This window comes from Bacillus sp. FSL P4-0334 (genome assembly GCF_038004825.1).
GTDB lineage: Bacteria > Bacillota > Bacilli > Bacillales > Bacillaceae > Bacillus > Bacillus velezensis.
In genome coordinates this window covers 2,850,124-2,863,556 of record NZ_JBBORX010000001.1, presented here as the reverse complement: position 1 = coordinate 2,863,556, position 13,433 = coordinate 2,850,124, and the positions used below count along the sequence as shown (strand labels likewise).

The following is a 13,433-nucleotide window of genomic DNA, read 5'->3' as shown; positions in this document are numbered from 1 at the left end:
TCTCTCATTTAAATGCTTTCCAAAACATTTTTTTCGCAGGAAGCTCTTGTTTCTCCGCCGGTGCGTCAGGCTCTTTTACCAGAGCCTTACGTCTTAATGACGGTACCGGCAGCGGCTTTCTTTTCATTCGGGTGTCTTTTTCTTCCCAAGCTTCCAGAATGACGTGGGCGTTCGTTCCGCCGTCGGCAAAGCAGTTGATGGCTGCTGACGGTCTGGATGCATCCCATTCGCCGGCTGTTTTATGAAAATGAAAATCTGTCTTTGTTATATCAAAATGCGGCATCGGTTCATCTCCTGAGAGGAACGGAACCGTTTGTTTATGCTTCAGCATTAATACGACTTTAATGAAGCTTGCGATGCCTTCTGCGCAAAGCGGATGCCCGATGTTCGGCTTAATTGACCCGATGCCGAGCGGAACATGCTGGCCAGAGCGGTATACGGATTGAATCGCCTTCAGCTCAAGCAAATCAGTTACAGCGGAACCCGATCCGTTTGCTTCGATATAACTGATGTCTTCCGGCTTTTTGCCGCTTTTGAAAAGCGCGCTTTGCATGACGTCTTTTTGCGCCTGCATATTAGGAGCTGACGGGCCTGCCGTTCTGCCGTCATTGTTCATGGCGGCAGCCTTAATGACCGCGTGTATCGTGTCGCCGTCTTTTTGCGCCTGGCTTACTGTTTTTAACAGCACCATGCCGACGCCTTCACCGAGGACAACTCCGCCTGAACGCTTGTCAAATACGTGAAATGCCGGCTTTTCGTTTAACAGCCCGCGCTCTTGGAACATCCGGTGCGCCGCATCCGTGTTCAGCAGGCTGACGCCGCCAACTACCGCCGCTTTGATATCGCCGCTTCTCAGTGCCTGAACGGCCATGTTCATTCCTGTCAAAGCCGATGAACAAGCCGTATCAAGCACGATGCTCGGCCCGCGCAGATCAAAAAATTGCGAAACGTTTGCCGCTAAATAATTCTGCCCGCCCGCAACGATCGGGTTGCGGGTATTCGCAAGAATTTCAGGATCAGGCTGATGCTGGCTTCGGCCTCCGATATACACACCGGCCTCTATACCCTTGATTTCTTCACGGGAATAGCCGGCATGGCACCAAAGTTTCAAGCTCTCTTCCAACACCGCCAATGCCTGAGGGTCCATCGCTTTCGCGTCGTTTTCCGGAATGAAAAAGAATTCGGAATCAAAGTGATCCATATTGTCAATCAATCCCGCAACGTATTGATTTGCATATCCGAAACGTTCCGCCGGGACGGAGCCGATTGCGGACCTGCCGCTTCTCAGCAAGTCCCAATATTGTTCTAACGATTCCGCTCCCGGAAAACGGCAGCTCATTCCGACGACGGCAATGTCTTCAGTTACGGCATCACGCTTTTGTTCAGTATGAACCGTTTGTACGGCAGCCGGAACCAAGATTTCTGTATCCGGTTCCTCCCTTTCTGCAAGCAGCGGCTGTCCATTGGATACAAGCCATTCGGCAAACGCGTCAATCGTCGGATGTTCATATAAAACAGACGGATCTAAGTCCTCTTTGAGCGCTTGATTCATTTGCTGTAAAAGCTGCGCTAAAATGATCGAATCAACCCCGTAATCCTGAAACGGTTCGTCTGTTTCCAGCTCTTCCGGAGCGATTTTCAGCTCATCGGAAAACAGTTTCACAAGCCACGCCTTCGTATCAAGAAGCAGTTCTCTGTCTGAATGTTTTTCAGCGGCTTTGCCGGTTATTACGGCTTCAGTCTCTTTTTGTTTTTTCTCTTGACAGAGCAGCCTGTCAGGATGCCATTCGCTCCGATCAATGATAGCCGGCAGAACGGACGGGCGGATGTTTTCAGATAAAATACGGTCCAGCAAGTCAAGTCCTTCCGCGTTGGACAGTCCCAGCAGCCCGGTCTGCTTCAGGCTTTCTGTGCGGACTTCACCCAATCCGGTTTCCTTCCAGTTCGGCCATTGAATACTGACCAGCGGATATTGATGCTGATGAGCCGCCGCGAAATAATCCATGTACGCATTTGCCATCGCATAATCCGACTGTCCCGCCGCGAGCGCCGGAACGACTGCAGATACTGAAGAAAATAAGACAAAAAATTGCAAAGGATCATTTGTGAAAAGGCTGCTTAATGTTTGAAGCCCTGCGACTTTCGGTTCCAGCACTTCTTGTATATCGTCAGCAGTCTTTCTGATAAACGCCGGATTTACTGAATTAACAGATCCCGCACAATGAATGACGCCGCCGATCGGTCCCATCGTGCGCCGGATCGTTTCAATTTCCGCTGCCGCCGCATCATGATCAGACAATTTCAGACTGATCACCGCCACTTGCACTCCTTTTGCTTCAAGCTCTTCAATCGCCCGTATCTTCTCTTTCAGCCTCGTATTAACGGCTGACCGTTTATGACGGGGAGGAATCGGCTCCCTGCCTGTCAGCACTACTTTTTTCACGCCGTGTTTTTCTGTGAAATGGCGGGCGCATAAGAGACCCAGTCCCCTCGTGCCTCCGGTAATGAAAAGCACATGGTCTTCAGGAAACGGTGCGGGCTTATGTTCTGCTCGCTTCCCGCTTGGAATCTCCCTGAATAAAGCACGGTATCTCTGTCCGTTTCGGCGGCAGATTTCCGGTTCTGTGCTGTCCGCCGCAAATTCATCTGCAATCTGTTTGGCAAGCGTCTGCTGATCCGTATCTGTATCGGCATCCATGTGTCTGGACGTCACGTTTTGATACTCATTTTGAAGCATTCTGTACAGGCCGCTTTTTGCCGCTCCTGCAAGATGAATCGTTTTCTGCTGAAATGGCTCCAAGCCTTTTGTTACATATAGCAGCGTCAGCGGCCGCGCCTGCCGGCGGCTTGTATCAATCAGAGTCTGGAGCCGGCTGATCCCTTCCAGTGAAGGGTCTTCGTCTCCGCATCCCGTCAGATCGATTGCGCCATCTATGTGATTCCAATCGCTAGCTGCAGTGTCAGCCGAATCGACCGGGAGAATGAATGAGTCAGTGAAATGCTTTGCAGTCTCTTCGGCTAGCTCCGCTGTTCTTACATCAGCCAGAATCATGACCGTCCTGCCGCTTTTCTCACCGGCCGAATCGATCTCACACGGAACCCATTGCTTTTCTAAAAGCACAGCCTCGCGCCGGTCTTCTGTTTCCTGCGGTACGGCTTTCGGCTCAGGCAGCCAGTACGGCTCCTTCGCAAATGGGTAAGCCGGCAGACTGATTCTGTGGGGTTTTTCGCCTTGATAGAGTCTGTCCCAGTCCATCTGAAGCCCTTTGGCCCACAATTCCGCTATTTTGGCGTATTTTTTCTTATCGAACCATGACCTCACAAGCTGCTTCAGGTCATCGTCCGTTTCAAATGCTTTGAGTTCTTTTTTAGCCGTTTTGATATGGGCTTCATATATCCCTTCACCCGTATTTCCGTTTACAAAATCGGTTAAACGGCTGATCAGTTCTTCTCTCGAACCGGCTGTAACCGCAAGACGGTAATCCATCGCATCACGCCCGGTTTGAAGCGTGTACGCCATATCTGAAAGATTGATATTCTGATTGGCTTTTGCAAATTCGATCACAGACTCGGCATAGGTTTTTACCTGGGGCGCTTTTTTCGCCGACAGCACAAAAATGTTTGTCTCATCAGGCTTACGGCTTCCCCGGTCTTTCGGCTGATACTCTTCGATAACGAGATGAGCGTTTGTGCCGCTGTAGCCGAATGAGCTGACACAGGCCCGCCGCGGTGCTCCGCCTGTTTCCCAAGGTTTGAGTTCGGTATTGACAAATAAAGGCGAGTCATCGAAATCAAAATGTTCATTCGGCGTGCTGAAATGAAGGGTCGGCACAAGCTGCTGATGCTTCATCGACAGCAGAACCTTCTGGACGCTTGCTACACCTGCCGCCGCCGACGTATGCCCAATATTCGATTTAACCGAACCGATGGCGCAAAATTGTTTGCGATCCGTTTTTTCCTTAAATACAGAAGACAGGGCTTCTAATTCAATCGGATCCCCCTGCTTTGTGCCGGTGCCGTGCATTTCCGCATAGGTGATGCTCTCAGGGTGGATGTTGTGCGCTTCATACACTTGGCGCTCTAAATCCATTTGGCTTTTCGCGCTTGGTGCGGTAATGCCGTTGGTTTTTCCGTCCTGGTTAATTCCAGATCCGATAATGACTCCGTAAATATGGTCTTGCTCGGCTTCCGCATCTTTCAGCCTCTTCAAAACGAGCGCCCCCGCGCCTTCGCCAGGCACAAATCCGTTCGCACTGTTATCAAATGCTTTACATTGGCCGTCAGGAGACAGCATTCCTGCTTCACACATGCTGATGTATGATTCAGGCGTTAAATACAAGGTCACACCGCCGACAAGCGCCATGTCAATTTCATGATTCAACAGCGCCTGACGCGCCAAATGAGTCCCGACGAGAGATGAAGAGCATGCCGTATCGATCGGAATGGCCGGCCCTTTCAAATTGAGATAATAAGGCAGGCGGGCCGCCGCGATGCTGAAACTGTTGCCCGTCGCGCTTCCTCCTGTCTGATGTTTGTTTAACATCATGCCGTATTCATTGTTCATAATCCCCAAATAAACGCCGCAATTTTTCCCGTTTAATTCTTTTGAGCTGTAACCCGCATCTTCAAAGGCTTTAAAACCTTCCTGTAAAAATATCCGGTGCTGCGGGTCCATAAGTTCCGCTTCAGACGGAGATATATTAAAGAACAGCGGATCAAACTCTTCAATGCCGTCAAGCATACCGATTGATCTGCAGTATACTTTGCCCTTCTTGTTTAAGGCCGGATCATAGTATTTGTTTACATCCCAGCGGGAAAGCGGGATGTCGCGAATGGCGTTTTTCGCACGGGCTAAGTTGTCCCAATATGTCTTTAGGTCCGGCGCATCCGGGTACTTGCCCGACATGCCGACGATGGCTATCGCGTCCGCTATCTCGTCTTTAGGCTCCCGTTTGGCCTGCACCGGTTCAGGTTCCTTTTGAACCGTTAATCTCTCCGGCTCGGCAGGTGTTTTCTCCTGCGGGGCATGTTGCTGCGTAAGCGGCTTTGGACGTACGGGAACCGCCTGTTTTTTTCTTCCGCGGACAGACGGCTGCGTACTCAGAAAATCGGCAAATTGACGGATTGTCGGATAATCATACACTTTCGTTACGTTACAGTCCGTGCCGTACCGTTTATTGACGGCCTTTATCCATTCAAGACCGGTAATCGAATCCATACCCAAGTCAATAAAGGCCTCATCAATATCTACTTCATGCCGCTCCATGTACAATACATCAGCCAGTGCTTTTGATAACTCGTCATGCACCGCTTCAATCGGTTCTTCCGGTTCGGCGGAAGCTGCCGTTTCAGACATCGCCTCCAGAATATCCGCTTCTGCTTGTGTCACATGCTGCTTATGAGCGTTTAAAGGCTGCAGCATGATGTTTGACGGTTTTTTCACGGCCTCTGTTTTCTGCGGTTCGGTTGCTTCCTCAAGGATCGGTTCTGTCCCGAGCTCTTTTTGCAAGAAAGCCGCAAACTGGCGGATTGTCGGATAATCATATACTTTCGTCACCGTAAGGGACGTGCCGTATGCTTTATTAACAGACTTTATCCATTCAAGACCGGTAATTGAATCCATGCCGATATCAATAAATGTGTCGTCTGCGTCGATATCGTCGGCATCCATATATAAAACGTCTGCCAAACTTTCGGTCAATACGGCACTTACTTTTTCAGCGGAAACCGCCGGACGGGAAACAGACTGTACGGTTCTTTTCGGTTTCGCGCCGCTCAAAGTCTGCAGTGTAATGTTTGACGGTTTTTCTTTGGCAGTCTCGTCGTGAAGAGTTGTTACTTCAATGACCGGTTCCGGGGCGGCCGCCGGTGCGATCGGCGCAGACTGTGTTTCGGCCGGTCTTTTGACAGCTGCATCTGCTGATATGTCGATCCAATATCGGTCTTTTGCAAACGGGTAGGCCGGAAGACTGATTTTTTGCGGTCTGCCCATTTGATACAGCTTATCCCAATTCAGCGGAAGGCCCTTCACCCAAAGCTCTAATACCTTTGCGGCTTTGCCTTTTTCAAGCCACGCCTCAATGGTTTTTTCCATGTCCTCATCAGCCGTAAACAGCGCCATCGTGTCTTTATTCTGTTTGACTTGTCCGCGGTAGAGCTGGTCAATTGACTCCTTGCCGCCCGTAAATTCGTCAAGCTTCTCTTCAAGCTCGCGCAAATTGCTGACAATCATTCCGAGACGCTCTTCCATCGGTTCACGGCCGATTTGAAGCGTATATGCGATCCGGCTCAGATCCGCTTCCCGGTAACGCCCGCTCCGCAGTGCATCAAGAAGACGTTTCGCCCGTTTTTGAAGCCGTTGCTCATTTTTCGCGGAAAGGACGATCATCGACGGATGAGGCGCGGCAAAAGCCGTCTCCTTATCCTCATCAGCGGAATATTCTTCGATGACGATATGAGCGTTGACGCCGCCGGCTCCGAATGAGGAAAGCCCCGCGGTTCTCGGCAATTCTTTATTTACTCCGTTTTCATTTATGACCGGTCTTTTCCACTCTTCAAGCGTCTGCTGCACTTTAAACGGCGTAGCGAGAAAATCAATATTCGGGTTAAGCGTCCGGGAATGCAATGACGGTGCGAGCTGCTTATGCTTCATTTGCAGGAGCACCTTCGTCAGCCCGGCGATGCCCGCGGCGCTTTCACAGTGGCCGATATTGGATTTCGCTGAGCCGATGGCACAAAACTGTTTATCTTGTGTTTGTTCTGAAAAGGCTTTTGTCAGACCCGTGATTTCAATCGGATCGCCGAGTGAAGTCCCGGTGCCGTGGGCTTCGATGTAGCTGACCGCCCTCGGATCGGTTCCCGCGTCTTTTAACGCCTGTTTGATCACCGCGGCTTGGGCGTTCGGATTCGGTACGGAATACCCGTTTGTTTTTCCATCATGGTTCACGGCCGTTCCTTTGATCAGGCCGTAAATATGATCACCATCCGCTTTTGCTTTAGAAAGCGGCTTAAGGAGTACGGCGCCCACTCCTTCACCGGGCACATAACCGTCCCCGCCTTCTCCGAAACTTTCACATCTGCCTTTGCTTGATAAAAATCTGTTCTGGCCGAGCATCAAATATTTATTCGGATGAACGGATACATTGACGCCCCCGGCAAATGCTGCTTCGCATTCCCCGATCCGCAAGCTTTGGCATGCCAGATGAATGGCTGTTAAAGAAGAAGAGCACATCGTATCCAGAGCCATGCTCGGGCCGTTAAAACCGAATACATAGGAAGCCCTGTTCGCAATTGATGACGGATTTCCGGTCAGCGCAAGCGATTTACCGCGCGCCTGTTCTTCGGCTCCGTAAAGCTGATATTCCTCGTACATGACGCCGACGTAAACACCGACATTGGCGCCAAGCAAATCACCCGATTTTTCCGTGAGCTTTTTGCGCGTGTAACCGGCATCTTCCATCGTTTCGTAGACACATTGCAGGAATAACCGCTCCTGCGGGTCCATCAATTTTGCATCCCGGGGCGAAATAGAGAAGAATTGCGGATCAAATTTGTCCACGTCTTTCAAAAATCCTCCCCATTTTCCGTACGTCTTGCCTTCTTTATCTTTATCAGCGTCGTAATAAAGACTGTGATCCCAACGATCGTTTGGAATTTCGGTTATGCAGTCAGTGCCTTCACTCAAATTCTTCCAAAATTCCTGAAGATTTTCGGCCTGCGGATATCGTCCTGATATACCGATAATCGCGATATCTTCACGCTCTGTCAGCTGCTGATTTTTCCGCGTGTCCGGACGGACTTGCGCAAAGCCTTTTTTGCCTTCATTCCGTTTGAAAACGGGCTTTACTTTCGCTTTCTCAGACAGCGCTGGTTTGGCTGCAGGGGTTTCTTCTGTTTTCACCCCGGTCACTTCCAGCAGCGTGTCCCGGTGTGCTTTCATAAAATACTGCGCCAGCGATTCGATATTCTGGTACTCGAAAAACAATGTTTTTGATAATGAGCCGAAGCTCTTTTCCAGCCGGCCCGTCAAATGCATAATCATAATCGAATCAATTCCGTAATCTTCCATAGGCGCCTTGGCATCAATTTTGCCGACAGGAAGTTTGGTCACTTCCGAAAGCACTTGTTTCAAGAAATGCTCCGTTTTTTCTGCAAGCATGTTCTCTCCGCCTGCTGTAAGACCTGCCGTTTCTTCCGTTTCGCTGCCCTTATCCGGCTGATCATCCGCTGATTTTTTCAGAAACGCCCGGATTTTTGCGGCGTAGCCTTCCGTCACCATGACTTGGGATGTGTTTGCCGCCCACCCGCGGTATAAAGCCTGAATGCCGTTTTCTGTTTGCATAGGGACCATGCCGCTTTCTTTTGTCAGCATGGCTTCCGTTTCAGCATCAACCGTCATGCCGCCGTCTTTCCAAAGCGGCCAGCAGATTGAAAGGGTATGTCCATAGCGTTCATTTCGGGCTTTTTTACGGTTTCTTTTTTCACTGAAGGCGTTCATAAACGCATTGGCCATCGCATAATCAGCCTGGCCCGCGCTTCCGGCGCTTCCGGCTCCGGAAGAGAAAAGAATCAGAAAATCAAGCTCAATGTCCTTTGCCGCTTCATCAAGATGAACCAGTCCGGAGACTTTCGGCGCCAGTACATCACGGACTTCATCTTTGTGTTTTTTCAGAATATAGTTGTCTTTTATCGTTCCGGCGCTGTGTATGATACCGTTTAATCCGCCGTACTGCCGACAGATGTCCGCTGTGAGCGATTGAACTTCTTGTTTTTCCGTTATGTCCGTTTGTTTGTACACGGCTTGCGCGCCGAGATCGGACAGTTCTTGAAGCTGGGCTTTTTTACGGTTATCCAACAGAGAACGCCCCGTTAAAATAAGAACGGCGTCTTTTGCATGCCGGGCGATTTCTTTGGCGAATAAAAATCCGAGTCCGCCCGCACCGCCTGTGATCAGATAAACACCTTTATCCTTCCACGGCTTTTCGGCGCCGAACTGTTCAAGCCCTGTTTCCTGCCATTGTGCCGTATAGCGCTTGCCGTTTTCATAGCGAATATGCTTGTCATCAGGTTGAGCGCTGCATTCTTTTACATATCGGGACAGCGTGTCTGCCTTGACGTCCGGCTCCAATTCAATCAGCTGGCCGGTCAAGTTCGGGTTTTCAAGCGCCGCTGTTTTCAAAAGCCCCGTTAAGCCGCAAAGGAGCTGCGTATCCGCTTCTTGAGGCACGACAATCTGAATGAGCTCGCGCCCGCCGGAATTTGAAGCGAGGATTTTCTTCACTTCTTCGAACGCCTGAAGCGCACAAGCTTCAAACCGTTCGTCTTCACTCTTATGCTGATCACGGAGCACATGACAGCTGAAGTCTGTCTGTATGCTGTTCATTTGATCCGTAAACCGGTCAGATATCATCACGTGACGGGCTTTGAAATGGATCGGCGCTTCTTCATGTACAGCGGCCTTCTCTTCCCATACGTGTTCAAAAAATAGTGTATCTGTTTTATCCGTTTCAATTTCCCGTGCGGAATAACCAGTCATTTTCACACATACATTGCCTTGTTCGTCACATACATCAATATCCAGCTTCTGCACGGCATCTTCAGGCTTACTTTCGCCGCTGTACGCAATGGAAACCCACATATCGCTTTTACAGCTTTTCAACACATCAATCTGTTCGAGAGCAAACGGCAGCATCGGCCGTATGTCAGTCCCGTCTCTGTCAAGCATTAACCCGATTGTCGCGTGGAAGGCCGCATCCAAAAGGCTCGGATGGAGGACAAACTGATCTTTTGTATGAGAAATAGATGACGGGAGTGAGAGCTTCGCGAGCACTTCGCTGTCTTTTGCATAGATTTCCGTGACCGCTTTGTGAGCATCCCCGTATTCAATCCCCATCTGTTTGTATGCCTGATAGCAAGCGTCAGGTGTGATCAGACGGCGTGACTCTCTTAATTTGTCAATCTCGATTTTGACCGGTTCGCCCGCTCGGACAAACGCTGCGCTTCCTTGCGCATAGAGTACGGGTTCTTCTTCCGAGGAAGCCGATTCACTGTAAACCGTAAATCCCATCTCTCCATTTTCTTCGTCATAAAGGCGGAGATACAGTTCTGCGGACTCATCCGCCGCTGTAAACGGACGTATCCATACGACATGTTTCAGACGGACTGTTCCTTCTTCCTTCGTTTCTGCCGCATGTTCAACGGCCGCCCGGACCATTTCCAGATAAGCCGCGCCCGGTAACGTCCGCTCGTTTTTGACGACGTGATCTTTCAGGAAAAACTCTCCGCCGCTAAACGAGGACCGAAAACGGACGCCTGACATGTTTGATACATTTTCATGCAGGAGCGGATGCAGCATGCCTGCATTTTTTTGCGGCAGCGATTCTCTTTTCTCCGCCTTCGGCACCCAATACCGGATTTTTTCAAACGGATACGTCGGCAGGCTGATCCGATTCGGGTTGTTTTCTCCGTATAAGAGATTCCAATCCATCGTTCCTCCGCCGGCCCACTTTTCGGCAATCATCTCCAGACTCCCGGAAGAAAGCCATTTATGTATCAAGTCCGGAGCAAGCTCTGCCTGTTTGCTTTTATCGGCTCGGTTCCGCCAGCACCCGCTGACCGTTTTACCCGCCAGAAAGCCTTCCAGCCGCTCTTTGAGCTGTGTCATATTCTGAGCGGTGAACGCAACCCGCTCCTCCATCTGTTCACGGCCGATCTGAAGTGTATACGCCGCATCCTCAAGCGGCAGGCCGGGATGAATAAATGCAGACAGCTTCGCAACATACTCTTTTAGCCGTTCTTCATTCCGGGCTGAAACCGGGAAAATGAATGTCTGTTCTTCTGCCGGTTCAGCATTTGTTCCGTGTGATTCTTCAGGGATAAATTCCTCCAGAATGAGATGCACGTTTGAACCTGTCGCCCCGAAAGAGCTGATGCCCGCACGCCGGGGATATACGGTTTCGGTTCCGTTTTCCGTCACTGATGGCTGCTGCCATGCTTCGGTATGATGCTGGACGTAAAACGGTGATTGTTCAAAATCTAAATACGGATTCAGCTCCTCCGAATGAAGAGACGGCACCAAAGTTTTATGGTGAAGCTGCAGGGCAACCTTGCTTAAGCCGCTGATGCCCGCAGCCGATTCCGCATGGCCGATATTGGACTTCACTGATCCGATCGAACAGAACTGTTTGTCCTGTGTGTACTGGCGGAACGCCTTGACAAGGCCTTGAACCTCGATCGGATCGCCGAGAGAAGTTCCCGTCCCGTGCGCCTCAATATAACTGACCGTGCGCGGATCGATGCCCGCTTTGTCCAGGCATTCTTCAATCAAATCAGCCTGCGCGACAGGACTCGGCACGGAAATTCCGCTCACTGTCCCCACGTGATTGACGGCACTGCCCTTTATCACCGCATAAATCCGGTCGCCGTCTTTTACCGCCTCTCGCAGCGGTTTTAATAACACGGCACCGATTCCTTCAGCCGGTACATAGCCGTCTCCGTCTTTCCCGAATGTATGACAAACCCCGTCTGTTGAAAACATGTCCCATAAACCGTATGTCAGATATTTATTCGGATGCAGCGACAAGTTGACGCCTCCGGCAACCGCCGATTCACATTCCCCGCGCCGAATGCTTTCCGCAGCAAGGTGAACCGCAGTCAGCGAAGATGAACAGACCGTATCGACCGCCATGCTCGGCCCGTGAAAATTGCAAAAATATGAAACTCTGTTTGCGATTTGCGCATAATTAAGAGAAAGCGGGAATACATGATCTTCAGAAGAAGCTTCAGCCCCGACCAACGTATAATCCTTATGCATCACCCCTGCGAAGACGCCGACGCGCTGTCTCTTATTCCGTCCGCGCGCCTCTGCGAGCGACTTCGGCGTATATCCGGCATCCTCAATCGTTTCCCAGCATGTTTGTAAAAACAGCCGTTCCTGAGGGTCCATTGTTTCAGCTTCCCGCGGCGTAATCCGGAAAAATTGGGGATCAAAGCAATCCGTATCATCAATAAATCCGCCCCATTTTGAAATGCTCTTTCCGGAAGGCGACTTTACATTTTCAAACCGGCGCCAGTCCCAGCGAGACTCCGGAATTTCGGTGACACAGTTTTTTCCTTCTTTCAGGTTTTCCCAGAATTCATGAATATTTTCGGCCTGCGGATAGCGGCCGGCCATGCCGATAATCGCGATATCTTCATCTTGCGGAACACTGCTTTTCCGCCTGTTTTCTGTTTGCGGCTCAACCGGCTTCGCCATTTTTGCCGGAGGCGCGCTGAAATGGCTCCCGTACTGCTCAGTCAGGAAAGCCGCCAGCTCTGCTGCCGTCGTATATTCAAACAGCAAAGTCGGAGAAAGGGTTTCGCCGATTTTTTCGCTGATCGTTTCGACGACGTCAAGCAGTCCGGACGATGTCAGCCCCATTTCATAGTAGCCGACTTGAGAATCAATCTGTTCAAGCGGCTTGCCGATTTTTTCCGCCATCAAATTCATGACATACCTCTCTGCTTCCTCATGCGGGTGTCCGCCTTCAAGCGATGCCGCAACTTCCGGTAAACCGGCTTTTTCAGGAGACTTCTCAGCAGTCTTTCGTTCTGTATTGATCAGCTCGGCATCCCGCACGAGCTTGCTTGTGAAATCTTTCAGCTCGGCTACTTTCCGGCCGGATGCGTTAAAAAACTCCAGTGTAATGTAAATGAGCTCCTTTTCCTGCCGAAGCGACGAACGTTTGATTCTCGTGATGCAGCCGGCCTGCAAAGGTTCGGAAGCTGTAAAAGATTCGTAGAAAAGAGGCAGAAACAGCCTCTTTTCCCCGTTTAACAGCGATGAGATCAATAGGTTTGCGCCGACGCCGCTTCCGTCAAGAAGAGTCGGATGGAACAAAAACCCTCCGGCCTGTCCCATCGCGTCTTTTCCGAGCGATACATCAAAGGTGACGCCGTCTCGCTCGGAAAACACTTCTCCTTCTGCTTTCATATATCCGCTGTGAACCAATTCCTGGCTTCTGCATTGTGCATAAAGCTCATTTAAATCGATGGTGCGTTCCGCCCCGCGTTTGACAGAGTCAAGATCAAGCGTGTCACTGAAAATTGCGGGTGCCGTCTCGTGCATTTCCGCTTTGACGTAAATACGTTCTTCCGGCTGTACTCGTCCGCCGCTGACCTCAGCCCCTTTTGCGGTAAGTTTCCAGCGCCCTTCTTTTACCTTTGTACATTCAACCGTAAGCTTGACGGCGCTGTCTTCTTTCGCAATAAGCGGCTGATATATGGATAAATGGCGCAGCTGAAGCCCGTCGTATGAATAGCCGCGCTCTTTGAAAATCTGATAAAACATATCAATATAAGCCAATCCCGGAAGGACTTTTTGTCCGTAAACGTCATGATGTAAAATAAACGGATTTTTCAGCGATAAAGTGATTTGCTTATTGAAGTTCTTCACG

General features: G+C 50.4%; 1 protein-coding gene. It reads right to left on the bottom strand.

Annotated elements, in window-relative coordinates; genetic code table 11:
• Nucleotides 1-4 precede the first annotated feature (4 nt).
• Nucleotides 5-13,432: a type I polyketide synthase gene (locus NSQ37_RS14495; RefSeq protein ID WP_326364936.1), complete on the bottom strand. Its 13,428-nt coding sequence runs from the start codon at nt 13,430-13,432 to the stop codon at nt 5-7.
• Nucleotide 13,433 lies beyond the last annotated feature (1 nt).